Here is a 25,924-nt window from a genome sequence, read left to right as displayed (position 1 = left end):
CCGTGCAGCCTTTGACGCGCCCCTATACGGCCCGGGCCAAGGGCCTATGGTCTATCCCGCGGCCCCGGACCTCATCTTCGATAGGCGCCGCCTTCGAACCGTCGAGATCGAAGATATCCACTATAGCGTCGAGTGAGCGGGCCTGTTCTTCGGTCTGCTCGATTGCCGCATTCGTCTCCTCGACCAGCGCAGCGTTCTGCTGGGTCATTTCATCGAGCTGACGCACGGCGGACGATACCTCACCGATCGCCGACGCCTGCTCGCGGCTGGCGCCGGAGATCGCATGCATGATCTCCGCATTTTCCTTGACCGCCAACAGGATCGCGCTGAGCTTGGCGGCAGCTTCCGAGACGAGTTTGGACCCGCCTGCAACTTCCGCGGCGGACTGTTCGATCAGGGCCTTTACCTCCGACGAAGCCTTTGCTGCCGACTGAGCCAGCCGCCGCACCTCGATGGCGACCACGGCGAAGCCCTTGCCCGCCTCCCCGGCTCGCGCAGCCTCGACCGAGGCGTTGAGCGCAAGCAGGTTGGTCTGGAAGGCGATATCGTCGATCAGCTTGATGATATCGGAAATCTTTTCCGAGGATGCGGTTATGCGTACCATCGCCTCGTTTGCGTGGTCTATCACCTTTCCCCCGGCGCTGGCCATCACGGAGGCGTTCTCGGCCTTGCTCGCGACCTCTTCGGCCTTGGCAGCATTTTCCGCAACGGTTGCTGCAAATTGCTCGATTGCTGCGGCGGTCTCCTCGATGGTTGCGGCCTGGCGCGTGGTTCGCGCCGAAAGATCGTTGGCGCCGGACAGAATCTCGCTGGTGGCCGTCTTGAGTGTGCGGGCGGTGACGCGCAACCGTCCCAGTACCTGGGCAAAGCGCTCTGCAACCGCATTCGTGTCGGATTTGAGTCGGTCAAACGCGCCTTGATAACTGCCTGTGACACGCACCGACAGATCGTCGCCGGCAAGCGCGGAAAGGACTGCCCCGGTTTCCGTAAGGCCACGATCGACCGTCTCGATCAGCGCATTAACCGAACGGGAGACTTCGTCGAGCTCGGGACGGTCGAAGTGCTTTTCGATGCGCACCGAGAAATCACCGGCCAGCGATGCCGCGACCACCTTGCGGATTTCCTGCTGCAGTTCGAGCCGTACGGCGTTTTCTGCCATCTCGCGGCGTTGCACCTGTTCCTTTTCGGCGTCCATTTCGCGCATGGCCTTGCCGTTGTCGCGGAAGATGGCGAGCGCCTCTATCATCTGACCCACTTCGTGGCGTTGCTTGTCATCGAGAGCGAGGTCGAAGTCGCCATGGGCCAGCGCGCGCATGTCGGCGGCAACCTTGCGGATGGTGGCCGAAAGCTTGGACCCGATGAACAGAGCAAGCCCTGCGCCCGCAAGAAGCGCAAACGCGGCGGCGGCGATGATCACAGTTTGTGCCAGGGCGGCCTGGGACGCGGCTTCCGCGCCCAGCGCGGCCTGCTCGGCACTGACGAGGTCAAGCAGAGCGCGATAGTCGCCTTCCATCTCGATACCGAGCGGCTCGAGTTCGTCACCCATGACCCCATTGCGGGCCTCTATCTCGGCGCGCAATTCGGTCATGCTCGTACCATAGGCCTCAAGGTCGGCGAGAATCCGGGCGACATTGGCCTTCTGATCCTGACTGAACACCGCAGCGTGAAGGCGCGTAAAGGTTTCGTGCGCCATCCCGGCATTGGCAAAGGCGGATTCGAACAATAAAGGGTCGTTGGTCAGGAGGAAGCGCTCGACATCGAGCTGGGTGAGAAGGATCTCCTGCACGGCCTGGCCGGCAATGCCCGTGGCGTTGAAATTGGCGCTGGCACTGGCGGCTTGGACAGCTCCCCCCGCATTGGCGCGCAGATCGGCGCCAAGCCGGGCGATTTCGGCGGTCAGTCGATTGGCGTTCCGCTGGTGAGCGACCAGTTTGTCGAAAGCTGCGGCATAGAGTTCGACGTCTTCGTCAAGCTCTTCCAGCATCGCCAGCTTTTCAGCATCGCTCGCGAGAAACGCCATGACTTCGGGCGTGAGCACCAGTGCATCGATGCGCTGGGCGAGCCGGTCCGCCGCTTCATTGGTCGGATCGGCCCTGAATTGCTGATCCGCGAGACGGGCGGCGGCCAGCGCCTCGACGTAGCCTGAGATCAACAGGGTCTGATCGGTGCCGCTTTGATAGGCGTCGAACGTTTCGGTTACGCGCGCCAAGCCGGTAATGGCGACAAGGCTGATCGCTGCGAGCATCACGATCAGGACGGCGAAGGATGAATAAATCTTCTGGGCAATGGAAAAGCGCGAAAACATTTGGCCGGACCCCCCTGGCGCATCAGATCGCGGAATATGGCGAGGGAGCAAACTAGGCTGTTTCGAGTTAAGGAAGATTCAAGAGTAAAAAAATTTTGGTGCCCAGCGGCCTAGTGTCCTAGGCGCCTGTCATTCGGCAAGGGCCGTAACGACAAAAGGTGGCCTTGCGACCACCTTCCAGCGTATTGGTGCAGGTAGATTGGGCTCTCAGCGTGGAGCGAGCACCATCACCATCTGCCGACCTTCGGATCGCGGGGAAGATTCGACCTTGGCGATCTCCTCCATTTGATCCTTCACCTTGTTGAGCAGCTCCAGTCCGAGCTCTTGGTGCGCCATTTCGCGGCCACGGAAGCGCATGGTGACCTTCACCTTGTCGCCTTCGCCAAGGAACTTCTCAACCGAGCGCATCTTCACGTCATAGTCGTGGGTGTCGATATTGGGGCGGAGCTTGATCTCCTTGACCTCGATCACCTTCTGCTTCTTGCGCGCCTCGGCAGCCTTCTTCTGAGCGGCGTACTTAAACTTGCCGAGATCAAGGATCTTGCAAACGGGAGGCGCTGAATTGGGCGCAATCTCGACAAGGTCCATCCCGGCCTCCATAGCCATCGTGATGGCCTCACTGGTGCGCACCACGCCAATATTCTGGCCTTCGGCGTTGATAAGCTGGATTTCGGGAACGGTGATTTCGTGATTGGAGCGCGGCCCATCTTTTTGGGGCTGCACGGGTCTCATCGGGCGACGAATGGGCTTTCTTCCTTTGAATCGTTAACGTTCAGGCGGCTCTGGCCGAGCGCGCCTTAAAATCTTGGCAAACGAGGGTAAAGTCAACAGCAAACGGGGGCGATTCTTTGACCCTTTGCCCTGAGGATACAGGCATGGATGCTACGTTTGAAAAGATGATGGTCGGAGCAGGCGGAGAGGCGCGAGAAATTGCCATTCTGCGGCGCGATGGCGGTGCCCCGGGGCTGTTCTGGCTCGGGGGTTTCCGCTCGGACATGGACGGCTCGAAAGCCCAGGCTCTCGATGCGCTGGGGACGGAAAAGGGCCTCTCTGTCACCCGCTTCGACTATTCGGGCCATGGCCGCTCGGGCGGGGACTTTCTCAAGGGCACGATTTCGCGTTGGCTCGAAGAGGCGCTGGCGGTGTTCGGGACGACCGGGGGCCCGCAGATCGTAATCGGCTCTTCCATGGGAGGTTGGCTAGCGCTGCTGCTCAACAAGGCTTTGCGCGAAAAGGCCGAGGACCGTGTACGCGGGATCGTATTGATCGCCCCCGCCACCGACATGACGCGCGATTTGATGCGCAACACCTTTACGGACGCCGAGCTGGCCGATCTCTGGGAAAAGGGCCGGGTCGAACAGCCTTCGGACTATTCGGATGAACCTTACGTCCTCACCAGGGAGTTGATCGAGGACGGCGAACGGCACCTGCTCTTTTTCGGCCCCATCCGCACGCGCTGCCCGGTGGCGATCCTCCAGGGAGGAAAGGACACAGACGTCCCCCCCGCTCATGCACTGAAACTCGTCAGCCACCTGATTTCTGACCCGGTGACCTTTACGCTCATTCCGGATGGGGATCACCGGCTGAGCCGGGAGGCCGATATCGAGAAACTGAAGCAGACCGTAATGCGGCTGACGTGAGCCAAATCACCTGGCCAATTGGGCCCGGCGACTGTCGAACCAGCGCGCGGCGCCCAAGCCGGCCAGCATGGCGACAACAAAAATCGCGGCATCGGGTTCAAAAAGGCCCAAGGCGGGTATCGCCCCGCCAGGGCAGAAGCCCACAATGCCCCAGCCGACCCCGAACAGAGCCGAGCCGCCGACCAAGCGCGCATCGACTGTGGTCCGGGTCGGCAGGTGGAAGCTGGTGTCGAACAGCGGTCGGGTCCGCCTGAACACCAGCCGGTAACCGATAGTGGCGACTGCAACCGCCCCGCCCATAACGAAGATGAGCGAAGGGTCCCAGGCTCCCGCGAGGTCGAGGAAATTGAGCACCTTGGCAGGATTGATCATGCCCGAGACGGCGATCCCCGCTCCGAAGACAAGTCCGGCGAGCAGCGCAGAAAGGATTGGACGCATCTTACAAACCTCCTACGAGGTGGCGGACGACGAAAACCGTGGCGATCGCGGTGGCCATGAAGGTCAGCGTCGCGACGATCGAGCGGGGGGACAACCGCGAGATGCCGCAAACCCCATGACCGCTTGGGCAGCCATTGCCGAAATAGGCTCCGACGCCAACGATGAGCCCGCCGACCACCAGCCAAGGGGTCGGAATTGTGCTCTGAAAGGGGATCGGCCGGCCGCCAAGAACCACAATCAAGGCTGGAGCTACCACAGCACCAGCGATGAAGGCGAGCCGCCAGCGCCAATCGGGGGGTAAGGGCGGGACGATGCCCGATGCGATACCTGTCGCGCCCGCGATGCGGCCGTTGAACGCCATGAGAATGACGGCGGAAAGCCCGATAAGACCACCGCCAAGCAAAGCGGAAATGGGGGTAAATTGGGTCACGGGATAGATAACTCCTTGGCACCGGAATGCCTGTTTAACGCGGCTGTTCCATTATAATATGACCCTGCATGGCCGCTACGCAGCCGCCGTGCAGGGCGTTGCGTTGTTGTTCGGGCTGCGAGATTTTCTTTGCGCCGAATCGGTCGTCTGGAGCGTTTCAGGAAAGCGACGTCACTTTCTGGTCTGAAAACGTAGTATAGTTTTGAAGATTGTGCCGGTTGAATTATCGGCAACGGACCGGCCCATTCAAGGCATTCGCCGCATGGCCGTTTCCATTATAGTCATGCTGATTATCCTCGCACGAGGGCTGCAATGCTTAGCTTATATGACGATGCGGAATTGTATGACCTCATCGCACCGCGCGATGCGACCATGGAAAACTTCTATGTGGAAGTCGCCGGTGGGCCTTCGCGCAGGGTGCTGGAACTCGCCTGCGGTTCCGGTCGCTTTACGGTTCCCCTAGCGAAGAGCGGCGCCCACGTCGTCGGAGGCGACCTTTCTGAAACCATGCTGGAACGGGCGCGCTCTGTTGCGCGCGAAACGGGCGCGAAGGTGAATTTTGTCACGCTCGATATGCGCGACTTCCAACTGAACCAGTCGTTCGATGCCGTGGTGATTGCGGCAAACTCCATTATGCATATGCATTCGACGGAGGACTTTGCCCGACTGTTTGCCACAATCAGGCGCCATCTCGCGCCGGGCGGAAACTTGGTCTTCGATGTTTTCGTACCCAATGCCCGCTTGTTGAGGCTACCCTTGGGTGAACGGCAACTCTTGGGTTCCTTCAGGCATGACGAACTCGGAGAGATCGTGGTGGAAGAGACAATCAGCTACAACCCCACTACGCAGATAAGCGAGGCCAATTGGTATTGGTCAACGGCGTCCAACCCCTCATTCAGGCGTACGAGCCTAAGATTGCGCCAGATTTTCCCTCAAGAACTTCCATTGTTGCTGAGGCAGAATGGCTTTGAACTGGTGAGCCGGTTCGGCGATTTTGATCGGCGCCCCCTAACGCCCGAGAGTTGGCGCCAGGTCTGCATCGCCAAGGAGGGGACATGAGGCGCTATACCGGCGAGCCGCGCCTGCAAAAAGGGCGCCTCAAGGGCGCCCTTTGAACTCTTGCGATGTCGGCAGTCCTTACAGCCTGCGCTCGATCTTTTCCACGCGGTAGCATTCGATGACGTCGCCTGCGCGCATATCTTCGTATTTCTCGAAGGCCATACCGCATTCCTGGCCGACCGGCACTTCCTTGACCTCGTCCTTGAAGCGCTTGAGCGTCGAGAGCTTGCCTTCGTGGATAACCACGTTGTCGCGCAGAAGGCGCACGCCCGCGCCGCGCTCGACGATGCCTTCGGTGACGCGGCAACCCGCGACCTTGCCGACCTTCGAGATGTTGAACACTTCAAGGATTTCGGCGTAGCCGATGAAGGTCTCGCGCACTTCGGGAGCCAGCAGGCCGCTCATGGCGTTCTTCACATCGTCTATGAGGTCATAGATGATGTTGTAGTAGCGGATTTCGATGCCTTCGCGCCCCGCGAGCTCGGACGCCTGCTTGTTGGCGCGCACGTTGAACCCGATGATGATCGCACCCGAGGCCGTGGCCAGCGTCACATCGGATTCGGTAATGCCGCCGACGCCCGAATAAAGAATCTGCGCTGAGACTTCCTCGGTCGAGAGCTTGTTGAGCGCGGTAACGATCGCTTCGACCGACCCCTGAACGTCGCCCTTGATGAGCAGCGGGAATTTGGCAATACCCGAGGCCTTGAGCTGGTTCATCATCTGCTCGAGGCTGGTCGCGCCGCCGCCTGCCGTCTTTTCGCGGATGACGCGCTGGCGGTATTCGGTGACCTCGCGGGCACGCGCCTCGCTTTCAACAACCGCGAAACGGTCGCCGGCATCGGGCACACCCGAGAAACCGAGCACTTCGACCGGCGTCGAGGGGCCAGCGGATTTGACCTGTGCGCCCTTGTCGTCGATCAGCGCGCGGACCTTGGCCCATTCCGTCCCCGCGACGACAATGTCGCCGACGTTGAGCGTGCCGCGCTGGACGAGAACGGTTGCGACAGCGCCACGGCCCTTGTCGAGCTTGGATTCGATCACCAGACCCTCGGCGCGGCCATTGGCCGGTGCCTTCAGTTCAAGCACTTCGGACTGCAGAATCACCGCTTCGAGCAGGCCGTCGAGATTGGTTTTCTTGAGCGCGGAGACCTCGACATCGAGCACTTCGCCGCCCATCGATTCCACGAACACCTCGTGCTGGAGCAGTTCGGTGCGGACACGGGTCGAATCGGCGCCCTGCTTGTCGATCTTGTTGATCGCCACGATGATCGGAACGCCGGCAGCCTTGGCATGCTTGATGGATTCGATCGTCTGAGGCATCACGCCATCGTCGGCGGCAACCACCAGAATGGCGATGTCGGTCGCCTGCGCGCCACGGGCACGCATGGCGGTGAACGCCTCGTGGCCCGGCGTGTCGAGGAAGGTGATCTTCTGGCCGTTCTTTTCGACCTGATAGGCGCCGATATGCTGGGTGATGCCGCCGGCTTCCGTGGAAACCACATTGGCTTCGCGGATAGCGTCGAGCAGCGAGGTCTTGCCGTGATCGACGTGACCCATGATGGTGACGACCGGCGGACGCTGTTCGAGATCGCCGACATCATCCTTTGCAACGTCGTCATAAAGGCCTTCTTCCACGTCGCTTTCCGCAACGCGCTTTACGGTATGGCCAAGTTCGGTCGCGATCAGTTCGGCGGTATCGGCGTCGATGACGTCATTGATCTTGAGCATCATGTCCTGTGCCATGAGCATCTTGATGACGACCACGGCGCGCTCGGCCATGCGGTTGGCGAGCTCCTGCACGGTGATCGCTTCGGGAATGATCACCTCGCGCATCAGCTTGGGCTGCTGCACCTGGGCATTGCGACCCATCTTCTTGTTCTGGCGCCGGCGCATCGCTGCAAGCGAGGGCCCGCGATCACGTTCGGAATCCTCGAAAGCGGATGTGACCGTCAACCGGCCACGCGAATGGGCATCGCCACCACGGCGGGCGGGCGTAGCTGCGGGCTTGTTGACCGCGCCACGTTTGGCGCGTTCGAGTTCGTCGCGATCGACCAGTTGCTTGGACGCAGGTGGTGCAGCGCGACGGCGCACGCGATCATCCTCGCCCTCGCCCGGCGGGGGCGGCGGGGGCATGTCAGGCTGCGGCGCGCGCGGAGAGGGCTTGTGGGCTGGCTTGGGACGCGCAAGGCCGGCCTTGACGGGTACGATCGCGTCAAGCTCGTCGGCTGGCTGTTCCTGGGCCTCGGCGGCAGGCTCGGCCTGCTGCTTTGCCTCTTCGGTGACACGGCGTGCAGCTTCCTCGCGCTCGGCCTGGCGCCGAGCGTCGATCTCGGCAAAGCGGCGCGCTTCCTGCTCGGCCTTGACACGATCGTCCTCGGCACGTGCGGCGGCTTCGCGCAGGGCGCGTTCGCGGGCCAGTGCTTCGCTCTGGGTTAGATTGGGTCCGCTCGTCGACGGGCGCGGGCCTGAGGATTGGGGACGGCCACCCGGACGCTGTCCGCCTGGAGCCGGAGGACGAGATGGTTGGCCGGGCGCGGCGCCCGAAGGCGCACCTGCTCCTGGGCCGCCAACCCGCCGCGTGCGCTTTTCCACCACCACGGTGTTGCGCGAAGAGCGCGACATGCCGGGACGCTGCCCCAGATTGGGAGCGCCCTTCAAGGTCAGGGTCTTCTTGCCCGGGCCCTGGTTGTCGCCGCTATTGTCCTTGTCGGTCATATGGTGCCGTCTTCTTCTCTGTCTGTGGCGATGAACCGCGCGAGCCGATTTGCCCGCTCCATCACCGAATTTGCAGCCGCGCCGGGAATAAGCGCAGCGTGTATCACATTTTCAAGGCCCAATGCCAAACCCAATTGGTCCGACGCGAGCGATTCGATATGCTCGAGGCCTTCGGGCGTCTCATAGGCACGCCGCACAGACTGGAGCATCTTGCGGCGGCTGTCTGGCGCTGCGTCGCTGGCTGTAATCAGCGCCGCAGCTCCCCGTTTTTCGACAAGCGCCGCAACCTTGGCGGCGCCCGTCACCAGCGCGCCCGCCTTGCGCGCCAATCCAAGCGCCCCCGTGAGGCGCTGTTCTAACCGCGACCGGGTCATCAACGCAAGGTCGGCGGGCACATCCACTTGCGCCTTGAGGCTTTTGGAAAACACTTTCTTTCTGATCGCCTCGTCAACGGCGGCGGAAGAAAGCGTGATCCAGACACCCCGGCCCGGGGCCTTGCCGTCCACATCGGGCACGATGTCGCCCTGAGGCGATTCCGCGAACCTGATGAGTTTGGCCACCGGCATTTCGGTGCGGGTGAGCGCGCATTGGCGCATGGTGTCGTTGCTGCGCGCCACCGTTTGTTTGGCCCCTACTCCGCGACCGCGCCTTCGGCGAAGTCCTCTTCGCCCTCGGCCGCGGCCTGGGGCAAATCGTCCTCGGTAATCCAGCCGACTTTCAACCGGGCAGCCATGATCATGTCCTCGGCTTCCTGGCGCGAGAGCGGGAAGGCGCTCAGGCTGCCGTCATAGCGCTTGGTTTCGCCATCCTTCCGCTCGGACCAGCCGATGAGATCGTCGGCAACGCAGCCGGCGAAATCCTCTACAGTCTTGATGTCGTCTTTGCCGAGTGCCACGAGCATGGCGGCGTTAAGCCCGCCAATATCGTAGAGTCCGTCCTCAACCCCGAGCGACTTGCGCTCTTCGTCCTGCTCGCGCTCGAGCGCATCAAGATACTCGGTGGCGCGGTTCTGGATTTCGGTTGCCGTCTCTTCATCGAACCCGCCGATGGAGGCGATCTCCGAAATGTCAACGTAAGCCAGTTCCTCGATGGAGGAAAAGCCTTCCGAGGCCAGAAGCTGGGCGACCATCTCGTCGACATCAAGCGCCTGCATGAACAGGGTCGAACGCTCGGTGAATTCCTTCTGGCGGCGCTCGGACTCTTCCTGCTCCGTCAGGATGTCTATGTCCCAGCCAATAAGCTGGGAGGCCAGACGCACGTTCTGCCCGCGGCGGCCGATGGCGAGAGAAAGCTGCTCGTCGGGCACCACCACTTCGACCCGCTCGGCTTGCTCGTCGAGCACGACCTTAGCGACGTCGGCAGGCTGGAGCGCCGATACGACCAAGTCTGCTATATTGTTCGTCCAGGGGATAATATCAATCTTTTCGCCCTGCAATTCTCCAACGACCGCCTGAACACGCGAGCCGCGCATACCGACGCACGCGCCCACCGGGTCGATTGAAGAATCCGAGGAGGTCACCGCGATCTTGGCACGGCTGCCCGGATCGCGGGCGATCGAGCGGATGGTGATGATGCCGTCGTAGATCTCAGGCACTTCCTGCTGGAAGAGCTTGGCCATGAACTGGGGATGGGTGCGCGAGAGGAAAATCTGCGGGCCCCGCTGCTCGCGGCGCACATCGTAGATATAGGCGCGCACACGGTCGCCATAGCGGAACATTTCGCGTGGGATCAGTTCGTCGCGGCGGATAATGGCTTCGCCGCGACCGAGATCGACGATCACGTTGCCGTATTCCACACGCTTGACGGTGCCGTTGACGATCTCGCCGATCCGGTCGATATATTCGTCGTACATGCGCTCACGCTCGGCGTCGCGCACCTTCTGGACAATGACCTGCTTTGCAGACTGCGCGGCAATGCGGCCAAATTCGATGGGCGGGAGCGGCTCGGTGACATAGTCGCCATATTTTGCCGCAGAATTCTTGGCTTGGGCGTCGGCCAGCGAAATCTGACGGCCATATTCCTCGACATTCTCGACCACCTCGAGAAGCCGCCAGAGGCGCAGTTCGCCGGTCTTGGGATTGATCTCGGCCTTCACCTCGGTTTCCGCGCCGTAGCGAGCCTTGGCGGCGCGCTGAATCGCTTCCTCCATCGCCTCGATCACGATCATGCGGTCGATGGACTTTTCGCGGGCCACCGCATCGGCGATCTGCAAAAGTTCAAGCCTGTTGGCTGAAACGGCCATATTCGAACAACTCCCTAGTTGCGCTCTTCGGCGTCTTGATCGCCGTCAATCTGGTCTTCGTAAATAGTTTCAATATCCCCGTCTTCATCATCGAACTCGGGGTCTTCGGCCTGCATCTGACGCGCTGCATCGAGCAGTTTGTCGGTCAAGACCAGTTTGGCATCGGCGAGCGCTGTAAGCGGCAGGCGATGAATCGGATCCTCGTCCTGGGGCGCGTCTGGCAGGCGGATCGAGAAAGTCTCGTCGTCCGCCCCCACGATCTCGCCCCGGAAACGCTTGCGCCCATCGATCATGTCGGCCAGTTCGACCTTGGCCTCATGGCCGGCAAAGGCGGCAAAATCGCGGGCGCGGACCAACGGGCGGTCGACGCCGGGCGACGATATTTCAAGATGATATTCCCGGTCTATCGGGTCTTCAAGATCGAGCACCGGGGAAAGGTCGGCATTGAGTGCCTCGCAGTCCTCGATGGTGAAACGTCCATGCGTGTCCTCGCACATGATCTGAAGCGTGCAGCCATTTTCCTGGGTCACGCGAATCCGCACGAGATCGTAGCCAAGCGATTCCGCAATGGGCTCGACAATGGCCGCAATGCGGGCTTCGAGTGGAGTTTCCCGGACATAGCGTTTTGTGTTGGTGATCGGTGCCATGGGCCCTTGGTCAACAAAAAAGAGCGGGGCCGGTTGGCACCCACTCTCTCATTAGTTCTGAGATTGTTGGCGGTGATATAGCGCGGGGCGCGAGGAAATGCAAGGCAGGCTGATGGGCGGTGGGTCGCCGCTATGCCGACGAGGCCCTCAATGGAAATCCCGCGATTTGGGCACCACGCGGACGTTGCGCGGGTGGCCACGGTTGCGCGAGATGAGCGGGTTTTTTACATGATCGGCGCGGGAGAGCTCGGGAACAACGTTTTGCCCGATGGCCAGCCGGTCGAGAAGGTCCGAGCGATCGTAGACCGCATTCATGATGACGTGGATCACGCCTTCTGCACTTTTCTGCACCTCGCCCTCGATCACCGCCACCCGGGCAGCCATGAAGGGCCGGCGATATTTGCGTTCGAAGACGCGCGCCCACATCAGCCCGTTGGCGACCCCCGTTTCGTCCTCGATGGTCATGAACAGCGCATTGCCCTTGCCGGGGCGCTGGCGGATGAGGACGATCCCCGCAACGCGGACGCGCGCGCCGTCGCGCTGGGCTTCGAGCCCCGCGCAGCTTACAAAGCCCTCCCGGTCGCACCAGGGGCGCAGGAAGGTCATCGGGTGCGCCTTGAGCGATAGGCGGATGGTCTGGTAATCGGCGATGACGTGCTCGGAAAGCGTCATTTGCGGCAGGGTCATGTCCGGCTCGGGGCTGAGTTCCTGCGCCTGGGCGTGGGCAAACAGGGGAAGCGGGTCATCGTCGGGCAGACGTCTCACGGCCCAGGCGGCCTCGCGGCGATCGAGCCCGAGCGAGGTAAATCCGTCGGCGTCGGCCAGGATGGTCAGCGCACGGTGGGGCAGGCCGGTCCGCTGCCAGACATCCTCTATCGAGGCATAGCCATTGCCGCGGCGCTGGCGGATGCGCTCGGACCACTCGGATTTGAACCCGTCGAGCTGGCGAAAGCCAAGGCGCAGGGCGCAGTGCTCGCCGCCCGGTTCGAGCGTGTTATTATGTGTACTGGCGTTGATGTCCGCGGGCCGCGCCTCGACTCCGTTCTCGCGCGCATCGCGCACGATCTGGGCGGGCGCATAAAACCCCATGGGCTGGGAATTGAGCAGCGCGCAGGCAAAGACGTCGGGGTAATAGTGCTTGATCCATGAAGAGATGTAGACGAGCTTGGCAAAACTCGCCGCATGGCTTTCGGGAAAGCCGTATTCGCCGAACCCCTTGATCTGGTCGAAACAGCGCTGCGCGAATTCGCGCGTGTAGCCGCGCTCGACCATGCGCTCCACCATCATCTCCTCGAACTGCCAGATGGTGCCGTTGTGGCGGAAGGTGGCCATCGCCTTGCGCAGCCGGTTGGCCTCGACATCGGTGAACTCGGCGGCAACCATGGCAATCTTCATTGCCTGTTCCTGAAACAGCGGCACGCCAAGCGTCCGCTTGAGCACCTTTTCGAGTTCATGGGGATCATGGGGCGGGGCGGGCGAGGGAAATTCGACTTTCTCCTCCCCGGTGCGCCGCCTGAGGTAGGGATGGACCATATTGCCCTGTATTGGCCCCGGGCGGACAATGGCGACCTGGATGACGAGATCGTAGAACTCGCGCGGTTTCAAACGCGGCAGCATGTTGATCTGGGCGCGGCTTTCGACCTGGAAGACGCCGATGGACTCGCCCCGGCAGAGCATGTCGTAAACTGCGGGATCTTCCTGGGGCACGGTGGCGAGGTCGTAAACCTTGCCATAGTGGTGATGGATCAACTCGAACGCCTTGCGAATGCAGGTGAGCATGCCGAGCGCCAGCACATCGACCTTCATCATGCCCAGTCGGTCGATATCGTCCTTGTCCCATTCGATGAAGGTGCGGTCGGCCATCGCGGCGTGGCCGATGGGCACATATTCGTCGAGCCGGCCCTGGGTCAGGACGAACCCGCCCACATGCTGAGAGAGATGACGCGGAAAGCCCAGAAGGCGTCTTGCAAAAGAGACGGCGCGGAAAATCGCGGGGTTGGAGGGATCGAGCCCGGCCTCTTTGATATGGTCGGAAGGCAGCTTGTCTCCGCTCCAGCTTCCCCAGACGGTCGAGGCAATACGGGCGGTGATGTCCTCGGTCAGTCCCAACGCCTTCCCCACCTCGCGTATGGCGCTCTTGGGGCGGTAGGAGATGACGGTAGCAGCGATCCCCGCGCGCTTGCGGCCATAAAGTTTATAGATGTGCTGGATGACCTCCTCGCGCCGTTCATGCTCGAAATCGACATCGATATCGGGCGGCTCCTTTCTTTCCTTGGAAAGAAACCGGGCGAAGAGCAGTTCGTTCTCGTTGGGATCGACGGCGGTGATGCCCAGCGCATAGCAGACGGCGGAATTGGCCGCCGAGCCGCGCCCCTGGCACAATATCCCCTTGTCCTCGGCGACGCGCACGATGTCGTTGATGGTCAGAAAATAGCAGGCGTAATCGAGTTCGGCGATCAGCTTCAATTCGTCGTGCAAAAGCTTCTTCACCTTTTCCGGAATGCCATCGGGGTAGCGCATGGCGGCGCGGCGCCAGGTCAACTCCTCGAGCCAGCCTTGAGCGGTAAAGCCCGGTGGGATGGGCTCTTCGGGATATTGATAACGAAGCTGGGAGAGGGAGAAATCGATGCTTTGGAGCAAGGTTTGCGTCTCGGCGATGGCCTCGGGGGCATCGGCGTAAAGCCGCGCCATTTCCTCGGGGCTTTTCAGATGCCGCTCGGCATTGGCCTCCAGAAGCAATCCAGCCTCGTCGATGGTCACCCCCGCGCGGATGCAGGTAAGGATGTCCTGGAGGTCGCGCTGTTGGGGGGCGTGATAAAGCACGTCATTGGTGGCGATGAGGGGAACGCCGGTGCGGGTGGCCAGTGCCTTCAATCCCATCAGCTGGCGGCGGTCATCCCCCCTATATGTCATCGACGCACCAAGCCAGACGGCACCGGGCGCCGAGTGGGAAAGCTCGGCAAGCGTTGCTTCGAGCCGACCGGGATCGCCTTCCGGCATGACGATCAGATTCAGCCCGGCCGTCGAAAAGCGGAAATCGGAAAATTCCAGGAGGCATTCACCTTTCTTGCCCTTCAGGTTTCCCTGCGTCAGCACCCGGCACAGACGGCCCCAGCCATCCCGATCCTGCGGGTAGGCGACGATATCGGGCGTGCCGTCTATAAAGACCAGCCGCGCGCCGACCGCGAGCTTGAAGCTTTTCGCACGTTCGGCGATTTCCGCCACGGTGAAGGGTAAATCCTCCTCGCGATACCGCGCCTTGACGCCGTATTCCCCCGGTCCGGACCCTTCGCGCCGTTTTTCGAGCAGGACCTCCCCTTCACGCAAATCCTCGAGCGCCCCATAGGCACGCACGACGCCTGCCACCGAATTGCGGTCGCAAATCCCTATCCCCGACTGCCCGAGCAAAAGCGCGGTTAGGACGAGGTCCTGCGCGTGGGAGGCGCCGCGCAAAAAAGAGAAATTTGTGGCTGTTACCAGCTCGGCATACCCACTCATCATGAGCCTCATGGGAACAGTCCATGCATAAACCAGCGCACGGGCTCGCGTTCATGTCCGTAAAGCCCGTAGCGAAAGAGCCAGAAGCGATGGCCCTCGCCATCTTCGACGCGGAAATAATCGCGTGACTTTACGTCCTTTGCCGCGCGCCACCATTCGGGGGCGATGCGTTCGGGCCCCTCGACATATAGCGTATCGTATAGCACGCCGCGCCAGCGGAAGCGTTTGGGCGGGCCGTCGGGCACCTCGGCCGCCATCGCCTCAATGGGTTCGGCAGGTGAAAGAAGAAATAGCGGACGCGGCGGCTTCGTCCCCATTTCGGGCCACGATCCGGTCTGCGCTCCGAGAGCCGGAACCGCAAGGGCCGCACGTTCGGGCAGATGACTACCTTTCGCGACGAACCGGTTGACCGCATCCGAACCGAACCGCGCGGCAAGCCGGTCGATGAGATCGATGACCGAGCGTTCGTGCCCATTATCGCCATCGAGCCCCGGCTGGACGGCGGAGGCTGCATCGTCATCCAGAACCGCAATACGGATCATGTCAAACCCGAAGCCAGGATCGAGCGGATCGGGGAGCGCATCCAGCCGCATGGAAATCAGCCGCAACAGGGTTTTGGGTGCACGCAAAGGCTGGCCGGACAACACCTCGATCTGCCGCACCGCGCCATCGGCACGGAAAAAGGTGACCTCGAAAGCCCGTCCGCCCCGGTCGAGCCTCGAAAGACCCTCGCACAGCTCATGAGCGAGGCCGGACAGCGCGCCATCGATATCGTCCGCAAGGCCGATCGGATCGGCAAAGCGGCACTCGGCGGAAAAGACCGGAGGCGGGCGATGGGGGACAAGGGGTCGATCGATCTCGCCCAGCACTTCGGCCAATCTCAAGGTCAGATCCTCCCCGAAGCGGGCGGCAAGCGGCTTTCGCGGGCGGGACGCCAGATCGGCGATTGTCTTCAATCCGGCACGCCTTAGCGCCAGGGAAACCTTTTCGTCGGCTTCCAGCGCCTCTACGGGCAGGCTTGCGACATGATCGCGCTCGGCTCCCGGCGGGGCGATGGTGCCGGTGGCGCGGAAGCGGCCCAGCGCGCGGGCGGCGCGGGTCGTGCCCGCAATGGTGGCAAACGCGGTCAGGCCCATGCGGGCGAGTCTGGTAATGGCATCGTCCATCAGCGGTTTCTCGCCCCCGAACAGGTGCGTGCTGCCCGAGATCTCGAGCATCAGGCCATTGGGCGGGTCCTGGGCGATGACGGGGGTATAGCGGTCGCACCAGCGTACGAGGTTCCCGATCAGGATCGCGTCCGCCGCTTCGTCCTCCTTTTCGACACGCATGAGGGGCACGCGGGCGCGGGCATCGGCGAAGGCAAGGCCGGGCAGCAGTCCAGCCTTGCGTGCCATGGGGCCCGTGGCCACCAGCCGGAGGGCGTTTTCACGCCGCCCGACAACAACGAGCGGGGCTTTGTCAGGCGCGCGCCCTGAGGCTCTCTCCAGCCTCTCGATGCGTTCGGTCGAAAGGTAAGGAAGCCACAGGGCGAGATAGCGTCTTTGGAGCGAAGGCGCGGGTTTCATGGTCCCACTCCATTTCCCAGCTGCGTCCGGTTCCCTCGGACGGGTGTTTCAAAAGCGTCACTGCGAAGGCGGGATTGCCTGGCAGGCTAAGCCCCGGCGAAGCCGAGAGCGATGGCGCAACCTGCCAGCGGGTTTGCGCCGCGCTCGGGCTGGGGTCGGTTCCCGCGCGCAGGATCAGGGTGGTAACGCCGTGTTCGGCAGCGGCGAGTTTCAAGCGTCGGGTGGCCGTCAGATCGAGATGGGGCGCGGGGCCGGCGATGTCGATGACGACGCTGGCCAATCCTTTGCAGCGCAACCCTTCGAGGGCGGCGCGAAGCGCATCCTTTTCATTGTCCACCGGCAGATGGATCAGCGTTGCGGGGTTGATGCCCATGCCGGCGAGGCCAGCGCCGTAAAGCGCACCCGCGCGCAAGGGCGCGCAGCGCACCCAGAGCGAGAGGCGGCTTTCCCGCCCTGCGCGCGACACCACCCCGGCAACAAACCCTGTCGTGGCGGGCGCATCCTCCTTCCGGAGGGCAAAAAACTCATGCACCGTGCTGCGCGAAAGGGCCGGCAGGCCGGACAATTGCCCGCCCAGAGAAACCGTCTCGCTCGCCATAAGAGGCGCGGACATGCTGGCAATAGCACGCAGCCGGCCCAGCGCATCGTGTGCTCTGTCCATAGAATTGTTCCTATTTTGTTCTATTAAAGACTCCAAGCGCGTCGGGAGTCAACTGGCCAGAGGTGAGGGGTGCTTACCCTTGGAGGAAGGTCAGATCCTGCGCCGGGCCCGTGGGCCAAGGTTCAGTCTGCAAAAGGCGAGACGCGACAATGGCTTTCCTGCGATTGTCCGTCCTATACGAACTTCTCATCGAACGCATAACCGGCGCCACGCACGGTGCGTATGGGGTCCTTGACGCGGCCACGGTTAATGGCCTTGCGCAGGCGTCCCACATGGACATCCACGGTGCGCTCGTCGACATAAACGTCGGTACCCCAAACCCCGTCGAGCAATTGCTCGCGCGAATAGACGCGCCCCGGATTGCCCATGAGATATTCGAGCAGGCGGTATTCGGTCGGACCAAGGTGGATTTCCTTGCCCGAACGCCTTACGCGATGGGTGGTGCGGTCGAGCTCGATATCGCCGGCCTTGAGCACGGCGGCGATCAATTGCGGGTTCGAGCGGCGCAGGAGTGCGTTGATGCGGGCCAGGAGCTCGGGGATCGAGAAGGGCTTGACGACATAGTCGTCCGCCCCCGTCGCGAGCCCGCGTACGCGTTCTTCTTCCTCGCCGCGCGCCGTGACCATGATGATGGGCACCGAGGCGGTTTCCGGACGCGCGCGCAGCCGGCGGCAGATCTCGATGCCCGAAGTGCCGGGCAGCATCCAGTCGAGAAGAATGATGTCGGGCTTGCGCTCGGAAATGCGCAGCACCGCTTCATCGGCATCCTCGGCTGCCGAGACCGAAAAGCCCTCGGCTTCGAGGTTGTAACGCAAAAGCTCGACCAGATCGGCTTCGTCTTCGACGACAAGAACCTGCGGGATCATCCGTTTCGCGTCCCCCTCACGGTTGCAGCTTTTCGCGCCGCAAATCCTCGATATCGGAAATCAGAGACTTACCGGTGGCGAGGAAATAGGCCTGTTCGGCGATATTGGTCGAATGGTCGCCCACGCGCTCGAGGTTCTTGCCGCAGAACAGGAGATGCGTGCACATGGTGATGTTGCGCGGATCTTCCATCATGTAGGTCAAAAGCTCGCGGAAGAGCGAGACATAGAGGGCATCGACATCGGTGTCTCGCTCGAACACCTCGACCGCCGTATCCTTGTCCTTGGCAGCGAAGGCGTCGAGTGCGAGCTTGACCTGTCGCTGCGCCAATTCGCCCATGTGACGCAACCCGTTCTTGAACTGGGTAGACATGGTGACCCCCTCGAACTGGGTCGCGCGGCGGGCGGTGGATTTTGCCATGTCCCCGATGCGCTCGAGGTCGTTGGCCACATGGATCGAGGCGATAACCAAGCGCAGATCCGAGGCGACCGGCTGGCGGCGGGCAATGATCGAAACAGATTTCTCGTCGATCAGGTGTTGCATGGCGTCGATCTTCTTGTCGGCGACGACCACGGCCATCGCCAACTCCTCGTCGGTGCGCACCAGAGCATCGACCGCATTGGCGAGCGCCTTTTCGACCAGACCGCCCATTTCGGAAATCGCGCGGGCCAACTCGGTAAGCTCGTCTTCGTAGGACGAGACGATATGTTCGTTGTTAGGCATCGCCGCTTCTCCCTTAGCCGATACGGCCCGTGATGTAGTCCTGTGTGCGCTTTTCGCGCGGATTGGTGAATATGCCCTCGGTCGGCCCTTCTTCGATCAGCTTGCCCAGGTGGAAGAAAGCGGTTTTTTGCGAAACACGCGCCGCCTGTTGCATCGAATGGGTGACGATGACGATGGTGTAGTTCTCGCGCAACTCGTCGATCAGTTCCTCGATGATGGCGGTGGCAATCGGGTCGAGCGCGGAGCACGGCTCGTCCATCAGGATTACCTCGGGGCCGACGGCAATGGCGCGCGCGATGCAAAGCCGTTGCTGCTGGCCGCCGGACAGGCCCGTGCCGGGCGCATGAAGCCGGTCCTTGACCTCCTCGAACAGCCCTGCCTTCTTGAGCGAGGAAACAACGATCTCCTCAAGGTCGGTCTTGTCCCGCGCCAGCCCGTGGATCTTGGGGCCGTAGGCGACATTCTCAAAGATCGACTTCGGAAAAGGATTGGGCTTCTGGAACACCATCCCGATCCGTGCGCGAAGCTCCACTACGTCGAGGCGCGCATCATAAAGATTCTCGCCGTCGAGCGTGATATCTCCGGTTACCCGGCACCCTTCGATGGAATCGTTCATCCGGTTGATGCAGCGCAGGAAGGTGGATTTGCCGCAGCCCGAAGGCCCGATGAAGGCGGAAACCGACTTTTCCGGGATGTCGATCGAAACGTCGAACAACGCTTGCTTCTCGCCATAGAACACGTTGACCCCGTCTGCTTTCAAGCGCGCCGGATTGGCGTTGGCGTCGGCGGTGCGGACGGTCTGGAAGCTTTCCATCGCCGGCGTTGGAGCTGGATTGGCCATTTTGAGCGGTCCTTGCTGGTTTACCAGGTGCGCTGAAGATGTTGCCGCAAAAAGATCGCGACGGCGTTCATGGTGATGAGGAAGCCCAGCAGCACGAGAATACCTGCCGACGTACGCGCGACAAAGCCGCGTTCGGGGCTGTCGGCCCAGATGAAGATCTGGGTCGGAAGCGCAGTCGAGGCCTCCATGACGCCGCCCGGCGGGCTGGTAATAAAGGCATTCATGCCGATGAGCAGGAGCGGAGCGGTTTCACCCAGGGCCTGGGCCAGGCCGATGATCGTGCCGGTCAATATGCCGGGCAGCGCAAGCGGCAGCACGTGGTGCATGATGACCTGATGGCGCGACGCGCCCATGCCCAGTGCCGCCTCACGAATCGAGGGCGGAACCGCCTTGAGTGAAGCACGGGTGACGATGATGATAGTGGGCAATGTCATGAGCGCCAGCACAAGGCCGCCCACCAGCGGGGCCGAGCGCGGCAGCCCGAAGGTCTGCAGGAACACGGCGAGCCCGAGCAAACCGAAGACGATGGAAGGCACGGCGGCAAGGTTGTTGATATTGACCTCGACGATGTCGGTGAGCCGGTTGCGCGGCGCAAATTCCTCGAGATAGACCGCCGCAGCAATCCCCACGGGAAAGCTGATCACGAAACACACAAGAAGTGCATAGAAGGAGCCGGTGATGGCGCCGGCGAGCCCGGCAAGCTCGGGGAAACGGCTGTCCGCGTTAAAGAACAGCGCCCAATTGAACGGGCGCGAAACGCGGCCTTGTTCAACCAACACGTCCCAGAGCGCGATCTGGCCGTCGTTGAGGCGGCGGCGGCTCTCCGGCAGGTCGCGGTTGATGACCCCCTTGTTGAGCTGGTCATAAGGGTCGGCCGCGGGAATTTCGAGCACCAGGGTCGATCCGATGACGCCCGGATTGCGCAAAACCGCATCGCGCACGATGAACTGGGTGTTGTTGGTGAGAATCTGCCCCGCCGCACGCATATCGGCGCCCTCTACACCCGTGAACATCTCCTCGATTGCGTCGGAAACGACGGTCCGCCAACGCCCTTGCGCCGGATCGCCTCGGTCCACCAGGTCTTCGGAAATATCGAAGGCAACGCGGATATGGGTTTGGGTGAAGGCCGAATACCCTCCGATGACCAGCGTCGTGACAAGAATGCCCAGAAGACCGATCGCGGTGCAGATGGCGGCGATGCCGTAAAAACGGAGCCGGAGGTCGGCGGCATAGCGTCGGCGACGCAGCGCCGCCATGCGATCCGGGTCGGCAAAGGTAACTGAGGGGGCGGTGATATCGGTCATCTTTCGGTCCTCAGTCATATTGTTCGCGATATTTGCGCACGATGGTCAGCGCGACGACGTTGAGGCACAGCGTCACCACAAACAACACGAGCCCCAGAGCGAAGGCAGCGAGCGTCTTGGGGCTGTCGAATGCAGTATCCCCGATCAGAAGCGTCACGATCTGCACGGTAACCGTTGTCACCGAGTCGAGGGGGTTGATGGTCATGGTGGCGATCAGACCTGCGGCCATGACCACGATCATGGTTTCGCCAATGGCACGCGAAAAGGCGAGCAGGACGCCGCCCATGATGCCGGGCAGGGCGGCCGGGACCAGAACCTTGGTGATCGTCTCGCCCCGCGTCGCACCCATCGCGAGCGAGCCATCGCGCAGCGAGCGCGGCACAGCGCGCAAGGCATCGTCCGAGAGCGAGGAAATGAAGGGGATGACCATGATGCCCATGACAAGACCGGCGGCGAGCGCGGAATTGGGCGAAGTCGAAAGGCCCAGGAGATTACCGGCCTGTCGGATGGCAGGCGCGACGGTCAGAACGGCGAAAAAGCCATAAACCACCGTCGGGACGCCCGCTAGGATTTCCAGGATCGGCTTTATGAAGTTGCGTACGTTCTTGTCGGCGTACTCGACCAGATAAATTGCAGAGAATATCCCCACCGGAATGGCGATGATCATGGCGATGGTGGCGATCAGCAGTGTTCCGAGAAAGACCGGTACCGCCCCGAAGGCGCCGGCACCAGCCACCTGGTCGTCGCGGATCGGAATCTGCGGTTCCCAGTTGAGGCCGAAGAAGAATTCATGCGCCGGGACCATCGCAAAGAACTGAAGCGACTCGTAAACCAGCGAAACGATGATGCCCAGTGTCGTGAGGATCGCGGCGGCGGAACAGAAAATCATGAAAGCGGTCACGAACCGCTCGACGCCGTGCCGGGCGCGAAAACGCGGTGCAAGCCGCGTATAGGCCAGGAATCCGCCGATCAGCATGATTGCGACGGCGACGACGATCATCGCCCATCCTGCAATCCCCTGCCAGCGGAGATAGGTTTGGGCGGCCTCGAGAACCATCTCGGACGGCGTACCGAACATCCGCCCCCCAGCGACGTTCTTGATCTCGGAAAGAAGGAGCCGGGTCTGTGCCGCGCTCAGACCGTCTATCGCTCCGGCTGGCAGGCCGGCAAGCAGGAGGCCGTCGATAACCGTTTCCTGGAACAGGAGCCAGAGCAACACGAGAACCAGCGCCGGCACGCCTACCCATATGGCGACAAAAGCCCCGTGATATCCGGGAAGCGAGTGGGTGGCTGCACCCTCGACGGCGACAAAGCGGTTGCCGGCGGACCGTCCGACATAAAAGGCGGCAAGCGAGAAAACGATGATGGCCAGAACCAGATATCCAAGCATCGCCAATGATTCCCCGTCTTTGCCCTGGAAAAAGGGGAGACCGGATGTTTTCCGGCCCCCCGTCGTTTTTACTGGTAGCGGTCGAAGTGTTCGCCGGCGGCAACGCGCTGGCGAGTTGCTTCGCGGTCTTCGTCGGAAAGCGCGATCAGGCCGCGTTCTTCGAGGTAGCCGCCCGGGCCGAAGGAATCTTCGGACACGTACTCGGTCACGAATTCTTCAAGGCCGGGGATGACGCCGCGGTGGGCGTTCTTGATGTAGAAGAACAGCGGGCGCGCTACGCCGTACGAACCATCGCCGATCGTGTCTTCATTGGGCTCGACGCCTTCGATCAGGACGGGCTTGAGGGTGTCCTGGTTCTCGTAAAGGAACGAGTAGCCGAAGATGCCGAGAACCCCGCTGTCGGCATTGAGGCGCTGAACGATGAGGTTGTCGTTCTCGCCGGCTTCAATGAACGGTCCGTCCTGGCGCATGCGATCGCAAACGTTGCGGCGCTCGTCCCCTTCAAGGGCGGCAATAGCCGGGAATGCGGCACAGCCGGGGTGCATGACGAGTTCAACAAACGCGTCGCGGGTGCCAGAGGTCGGCGGGGGGCCGAGAACCTCGATTTCCATGTCGGGAAGCGAAGCGTCGATATCGGACCAGCGGCGGTAGGGATTGTCGACGATTTCGCCGTCGATCTCGACCTTGGCAGCGAGGGCCTGGAAAATCTGGGCCTTGGTCAGGTCCATGTCGGCGCCATCCTGCGAGATGGCGATGGAGAGGCCGTCATAGCCGATAAGAACCTCGGTCACGCTATCCACGCCATTGGCAATGCAGGCGTCATATTCAGACCGGGTCATGGGGCGCGAAGCGCCGGTGATGTCGGGGTATTCGGTGCCTACGCCCTCGCAGAAGATGCGCATGCCACCCCCTGTACCGGTACCTTCGACGACGGGCGCCGTGCCGCCAGTCATCGCGGAAAACTGTTCGGCAACGGCCTGGGTGTAAGGGAACACCGTGGAGGAGCCCACGATGCGAATCTGGTCACGGCTCTGGGCGTTCGCAGCGGTTGCGCCAAATGCGGCAACGACGGCGAGCGCAGCGGCGCTGGCGTAAAGTGCGGTTTTCATGATTCTGATCTTCCTTGGTGTCAGAAGCGTCCGGGCTGTTGCCCCCTGTGATGAACGCGCCCGAGAGGACGTCCCATCGCGAAACGAGCGCAACCTAGAACCCGCAGCTAACGCTTATATGACGGTCAAATGACACTTGGATGACGGCTTAAATTGCTGGAAAAAAAGAGAAATTCAGCGCGAGATCTGTGCAAAGCAATTGCGTGCAGGTAGTTCCGTTACAGGGGGAGAAGGTTCGGGCTCAGCGCGGGAGCAGGATCTCGACCCGTGTTCCCTCGCCGGGCTTGGAGCGGATGGTCATTTCGCCCTCGTGGCGCGAGACAATGTGCTTCACGATGGCCAGGCCCAGCCCCGTCCCCTTCTTGCCGCGCGTGGTCTCGCTGTCCACACGATAGAAGCGCTCGGTGAGGCGCGGCACGTGCTCTTCGGCAATCCCCTGGCCGAAATCGGTGACCGTCAATCCATGATGGGCCCCCGAGCGCGAGGCGTCGGGGGTAAGCGTGATTTCGATCCTGCCGCCCGCGCCACCATATTTGAGTGCATTGTCGGCGAGATTCTCGATGACCTCGTAGAGCTCCTGCCGGTCGCCATTGATGATGACCGGAGCATCCGGGAGATCGAGCTTTAGCGCCACCCCGCCTTCGGCCAGTCGCGGCTCGAGCGATTCCGCGACCTCGCGGATCAGCAGGTTGAGATTGACCTCGCCGGTTGGCTTGACGTGCTGGCGCAATTCGATGCGCGAGAGGGACAAAAGATCATCAATCAGCGCCGACATGCGCTCGGCCTGTCCACGCATGATGCCGAGGAAACGCGCCCGCGCCTTTTCATCGTTTGCCGCCGACCCCTGCAGCGTCTCGATGAACCCGGAAAGCGAGGTGAGCGGCGTGCGCAATTCATGGCTGGCATTGGCGATGAAATCGGCGCGCATCCGGTCGGTACGCTTCTGTTCGGTGAAGTCGTAAAGCGAAATGGACGTAAATTGCACGCCATCCTCGCCATGGGGCCGGTACGGGACGACGACGGCCCGATACCAGACGTCGTTGGGGGCAGTGATATGAAGCTCGCTACGCTGGGCTTCGCCGGTTTCCTGCACCCTGCCGAGAGCTTCGACGAGTTCGGGATTGCGCAGGGTGAAGGCAAGGGGATCGCCCACTTTGGCGCGCGGGAAACGCTGGACCGCAGCCGGGTTGGAATAGACAATCACGGCGCGCTCGTTGACCAGCAGGCAGGGTTCAGCGAGCGTATCGGCGAAACGGGCCACGTTGGGGTCGAGCCCACTATCAACCGCCGTTTGCCTGTTCTCGCCGCCGCGCCGCCCGGTGAGCCGCGCCACAAGCGTGCTCAGGACGCCGAGGCCGACAACCGACCCGAAACCATCGACAAGGGAAAGCCGTCCGAACGCCATCAATACACCCAGGATAACAACGCCGGCCATCCAGACGGCGAAAGCCGGATGCGCGGGAAAACGAACGCCGCGACGGGGCGACAGGTGGGCTGGCGGATCCAATCTCATAGCGAATCGACCGTCCAGCATGGCACTGGCATATCGGACATCCATGACAACGCGATGATGACGCCCAAGGGCTTATCAGCTTGGCCCCGACTGCGTAAATAGAATGTGTCCAAGGAGAGGCGGTCCAGATGTCCGATGCGTTCGATCTCGAAAATCCCGAGTTGCCCAAGGCGATCAGAAAAAACGCGCTGACCAGCGGCGGCTATCCCTATGAGGAACCGCTCGATTCCAAAGCGTACGAAAAGCGCCTGCGCGCGCTCCAGATCGAATTGGTCAAGCTCCAGTCCCATCTTCTCAAGTCCGACCAGCGGGTGCTGGCGCTCTTCGAAGGCAGGGATTCGGCCGGCAAGGGCGGTACGATCAAGAGGTTTCTCGAAAACCTCAACCCGCGCAACGCGCGTACCGTGGCACTGCCCAAACCCTCGGACCGCGAGCGCACGCAATGGTATTTCCAGCGCTATGTCGAACACTTCCCTGCGGGGGGTGAAATCGTTTTGTTCGACCGCTCCTGGTACAACCGTGCGGTGGTGGAACCCGTTATGGGCTTCTGTACGGCGGACGAGACCGAAACCTTTCTGCGCGAGGCACCGGGGTTTGAGCGGTTGTTCAATGATTCCGGGGTCTATTTTTTCAAGTTCTGGCTCGAGATCGGGCGGGAAATGCAGTTGAAGCGCTTTCACGACCGCCGGCACGATCCGGTGAAAATCTGGAAACTCTCGCCGGTCGATCTCAAGGCCCTCGATTGCTGGGACGAATATACCGAAGCCCGCAATCGCATGTTCGCGGCCACCGATACCGCCGATTCGCCGTGGATCGTCATCCGGGCCAATGACAAGAGGCGCGCGCGCCTCGCCGCCATCCAGCAGGTGCTGTGGCCGATCGAATATGAAGGCAAGGATTTCTCGGCGCTCGGGGAGATCGATGCCGATATCGTCCTCTCGGCCGAGGGCTATCTTGCCCGTCACGGATAGGCTAATCAC

General features: G+C 61.9%; 21 protein-coding genes. 3 read left to right on the top strand and 18 right to left on the bottom strand.

Annotated elements, in window-relative coordinates; genetic code table 11:
* Positions 1–22: 22 nt before the first annotated feature.
* Together I2G20_RS11745 and infC are read right to left on the bottom strand one after the other, a co-directional pair.
* Entirely contained in the window at positions 23–2,305 is a 2,283-nt protein-coding gene (locus tag I2G20_RS11745) for a methyl-accepting chemotaxis protein (protein WP_246473043.1), read from the bottom strand.
* Positions 2,306–2,512: 207 nt separating this feature from the next.
* A complete protein-coding gene (gene infC / locus I2G20_RS11740; protein ID WP_196260093.1) occupies positions 2,513–3,049 on the bottom strand; it encodes a translation initiation factor IF-3 in 537 nt (178 codons plus the stop codon).
* Between the two features lie 131 nt (positions 3,050–3,180).
* Here infC and I2G20_RS11735 point away from each other — a divergent pair, with 131 nt between their 5' ends.
* Positions 3,181–3,945, top strand: a complete 765-nt coding sequence (locus I2G20_RS11735; RefSeq protein WP_196259906.1) for an alpha/beta hydrolase — start codon at positions 3,181–3,183, stop codon at positions 3,943–3,945.
* A gap of 6 nt (positions 3,946–3,951) precedes the next feature.
* Here I2G20_RS11735 and I2G20_RS11730 read toward each other — a convergent pair whose 3' ends face one another.
* Together I2G20_RS11730 and I2G20_RS11725 are read right to left on the bottom strand one after the other, a co-directional pair.
* Entirely contained in the window at positions 3,952–4,383 is a 432-nt protein-coding gene (locus I2G20_RS11730; protein ID WP_196259905.1) for a DUF6691 family protein, read from the bottom strand.
* A 1-nt stretch (position 4,384) separates the two neighbouring features.
* The gene (locus I2G20_RS11725) at positions 4,385–4,813 is read right to left on the bottom strand and encodes a YeeE/YedE thiosulfate transporter family protein (RefSeq protein ID WP_196259904.1); all 429 of its coding nucleotides are present in this window, start codon (positions 4,811–4,813) and stop codon (positions 4,385–4,387) included.
* Positions 4,814–5,152: 339 nt separating this feature from the next.
* On the opposite strand from I2G20_RS11725, the gene I2G20_RS11720 reads away from it, so the two are divergent.
* A complete protein-coding gene (locus tag I2G20_RS11720) occupies positions 5,153–5,872 on the top strand; it encodes a class I SAM-dependent methyltransferase (protein WP_196259903.1) in 720 nt (239 codons plus the stop codon).
* Between the two features lie 78 nt (positions 5,873–5,950).
* Here the strand turns inward: I2G20_RS11720 and infB are convergent, their stop codons facing one another.
* From infB to I2G20_RS11650, 14 genes are all read right to left on the bottom strand, one after another.
* On the bottom strand, positions 5,951–8,587 hold the full coding sequence (gene infB, locus I2G20_RS11715) for a translation initiation factor IF-2 (RefSeq protein ID WP_196259902.1): 2,637 nt from the start codon (positions 8,585–8,587) through the stop codon (positions 5,951–5,953).
* A complete protein-coding gene (locus tag I2G20_RS11710) occupies positions 8,584–9,204 on the bottom strand; it encodes an RNA-binding protein (RefSeq protein ID WP_196259901.1) in 621 nt (206 codons plus the stop codon). The genes infB and I2G20_RS11710 overlap by 4 nt, the downstream gene beginning before the upstream one ends.
* 14 nt (positions 9,205–9,218) lie before the next feature.
* On the bottom strand, positions 9,219–10,829 hold the full coding sequence (nusA, locus tag I2G20_RS11705; RefSeq protein WP_196259900.1) for a transcription termination factor NusA: 1,611 nt from the start codon (positions 10,827–10,829) through the stop codon (positions 9,219–9,221).
* Between the two features lie 14 nt (positions 10,830–10,843).
* On the bottom strand, positions 10,844–11,476 hold the full coding sequence (rimP, locus tag I2G20_RS11700; RefSeq protein WP_196259899.1) for a ribosome maturation factor RimP: 633 nt from the start codon (positions 11,474–11,476) through the stop codon (positions 10,844–10,846).
* A 147-nt stretch (positions 11,477–11,623) separates the two neighbouring features.
* On the bottom strand, positions 11,624–14,977 hold the full coding sequence (locus I2G20_RS11695) for an error-prone DNA polymerase (RefSeq protein WP_246473059.1): 3,354 nt from the start codon (positions 14,975–14,977) through the stop codon (positions 11,624–11,626).
* 5 nt (positions 14,978–14,982) lie between these two features.
* Positions 14,983–16,539 (bottom strand): Y-family DNA polymerase, encoded by a 1,557-nt coding sequence (locus tag I2G20_RS11690; protein ID WP_246473042.1) that lies wholly within the window; start codon positions 16,537–16,539, stop codon positions 14,983–14,985.
* Positions 16,433–17,200, bottom strand: coding sequence for an ImuA family protein (locus tag I2G20_RS11685; protein ID WP_196259898.1), 768 nt, complete (start codon positions 17,198–17,200; stop codon positions 16,433–16,435). Before I2G20_RS11685 ends, I2G20_RS11690 begins: the two co-directional genes overlap by 107 nt.
* Before the next feature lie 173 nt (positions 17,201–17,373).
* Positions 17,374–18,066 carry a phosphate regulon transcriptional regulator PhoB gene (gene phoB / locus I2G20_RS11680; RefSeq protein WP_196259897.1) on the bottom strand — a complete coding sequence of 231 codons (693 nt, stop codon included), beginning with the start codon at positions 18,064–18,066 and terminating at the stop codon, positions 17,374–17,376.
* A 16-nt stretch (positions 18,067–18,082) separates the two neighbouring features.
* The gene (gene phoU / locus I2G20_RS11675; protein ID WP_196259896.1) at positions 18,083–18,787 is read right to left on the bottom strand and encodes a phosphate signaling complex protein PhoU; all 705 of its coding nucleotides are present in this window, start codon (positions 18,785–18,787) and stop codon (positions 18,083–18,085) included.
* A gap of 13 nt (positions 18,788–18,800) precedes the next feature.
* Positions 18,801–19,601 (bottom strand): phosphate ABC transporter ATP-binding protein PstB, encoded by an 801-nt coding sequence (gene pstB, locus I2G20_RS11670; protein WP_196260090.1) that lies wholly within the window; start codon positions 19,599–19,601, stop codon positions 18,801–18,803.
* A 47-nt stretch (positions 19,602–19,648) separates the two neighbouring features.
* On the bottom strand, positions 19,649–20,932 hold the full coding sequence (gene pstA / locus I2G20_RS11665; RefSeq protein ID WP_196259895.1) for a phosphate ABC transporter permease PstA: 1,284 nt from the start codon (positions 20,930–20,932) through the stop codon (positions 19,649–19,651).
* Between the two features lie 10 nt (positions 20,933–20,942).
* Complete coding sequence (gene pstC / locus I2G20_RS11660; RefSeq protein ID WP_196259894.1) at positions 20,943–22,322, bottom strand: phosphate ABC transporter permease subunit PstC; 1,380 nt, start codon at positions 22,320–22,322, stop codon at positions 20,943–20,945.
* 68 nt (positions 22,323–22,390) lie between these two features.
* Positions 22,391–23,431 carry a substrate-binding domain-containing protein gene (locus I2G20_RS11655; protein ID WP_196259893.1) on the bottom strand — a complete coding sequence of 347 codons (1,041 nt, stop codon included), beginning with the start codon at positions 23,429–23,431 and terminating at the stop codon, positions 22,391–22,393.
* Between the two features lie 241 nt (positions 23,432–23,672).
* Entirely contained in the window at positions 23,673–24,866 is a 1,194-nt protein-coding gene (locus I2G20_RS11650; RefSeq protein WP_196259892.1) for a sensor histidine kinase, read from the bottom strand.
* 206 nt (positions 24,867–25,072) lie between these two features.
* On the opposite strand from I2G20_RS11650, the gene ppk2 reads away from it, so the two are divergent.
* On the top strand, positions 25,073–25,915 hold the full coding sequence (gene ppk2 / locus I2G20_RS11645) for a polyphosphate kinase 2 (protein WP_196259891.1): 843 nt from the start codon (positions 25,073–25,075) through the stop codon (positions 25,913–25,915).
* The last annotated feature ends 9 nt before the right edge of the window (positions 25,916–25,924 follow it).

Source organism: Pelagibacterium limicola (assembly GCF_015694405.1).
Classification (GTDB): Bacteria; Pseudomonadota; Alphaproteobacteria; order Rhizobiales; family Devosiaceae; genus Pelagibacterium; species Pelagibacterium limicola.
The sequence above is the reverse complement of the archived record's forward strand: the minus strand, read 5'-3'. Positions and strand labels throughout refer to the sequence as shown.

Excerpts from the sequence above, each read along its gene's own strand:
- rimP (WP_196259899.1), bottom strand. The coding sequence starts at position 11,476 with ATGGCACCGATCACCAACACAAAACGCTATGTCCGGGAAACTCCACTC.
- I2G20_RS11650 (WP_196259892.1), bottom strand. The coding sequence starts at position 24,866 with ATGGCCGGCGTTGTTATCCTGGGTGTATTGATGGCGTTCGGACGGCTT.
- nusA (WP_196259900.1), bottom strand. The coding sequence starts at position 10,829 with ATGGCCGTTTCAGCCAACAGGCTTGAACTTTTGCAGATCGCCGATGCG.
- phoU (WP_196259896.1), bottom strand. The coding sequence starts at position 18,787 with ATGCCTAACAACGAACATATCGTCTCGTCCTACGAAGACGAGCTTACC.
- I2G20_RS11745 (WP_246473043.1), bottom strand. The coding sequence starts at position 2,305 with ATGTTTTCGCGCTTTTCCATTGCCCAGAAGATTTATTCATCCTTCGCC.
- pstB (WP_196260090.1), bottom strand. The coding sequence starts at position 19,601 with ATGGAAAGCTTCCAGACCGTCCGCACCGCCGACGCCAACGCCAATCCG.
- infB (WP_196259902.1), bottom strand. The coding sequence starts at position 8,587 with ATGACCGACAAGGACAATAGCGGCGACAACCAGGGCCCGGGCAAGAAG.
- I2G20_RS11685 (WP_196259898.1), bottom strand. The coding sequence starts at position 17,200 with ATGGACAGAGCACACGATGCGCTGGGCCGGCTGCGTGCTATTGCCAGC.
- I2G20_RS11730 (WP_196259905.1), bottom strand. The coding sequence starts at position 4,383 with ATGCGTCCAATCCTTTCTGCGCTGCTCGCCGGACTTGTCTTCGGAGCG.
- I2G20_RS11735 (WP_196259906.1), top strand. The coding sequence starts at position 3,181 with ATGGATGCTACGTTTGAAAAGATGATGGTCGGAGCAGGCGGAGAGGCG.
- ppk2 (WP_196259891.1), top strand. The coding sequence starts at position 25,073 with ATGTCCGATGCGTTCGATCTCGAAAATCCCGAGTTGCCCAAGGCGATC.
- I2G20_RS11655 (WP_196259893.1), bottom strand. The coding sequence starts at position 23,431 with ATGAAAACCGCACTTTACGCCAGCGCCGCTGCGCTCGCCGTCGTTGCC.
- pstA (WP_196259895.1), bottom strand. The coding sequence starts at position 20,932 with ATGACCGATATCACCGCCCCCTCAGTTACCTTTGCCGACCCGGATCGC.
- I2G20_RS11690 (WP_246473042.1), bottom strand. The coding sequence starts at position 16,539 with ATGAAACCCGCGCCTTCGCTCCAAAGACGCTATCTCGCCCTGTGGCTT.
- phoB (WP_196259897.1), bottom strand. The coding sequence starts at position 18,066 with ATGATCCCGCAGGTTCTTGTCGTCGAAGACGAAGCCGATCTGGTCGAG.
- pstC (WP_196259894.1), bottom strand. The coding sequence starts at position 22,322 with ATGCTTGGATATCTGGTTCTGGCCATCATCGTTTTCTCGCTTGCCGCC.
- I2G20_RS11695 (WP_246473059.1), bottom strand. The coding sequence starts at position 14,977 with ATGATGAGTGGGTATGCCGAGCTGGTAACAGCCACAAATTTCTCTTTT.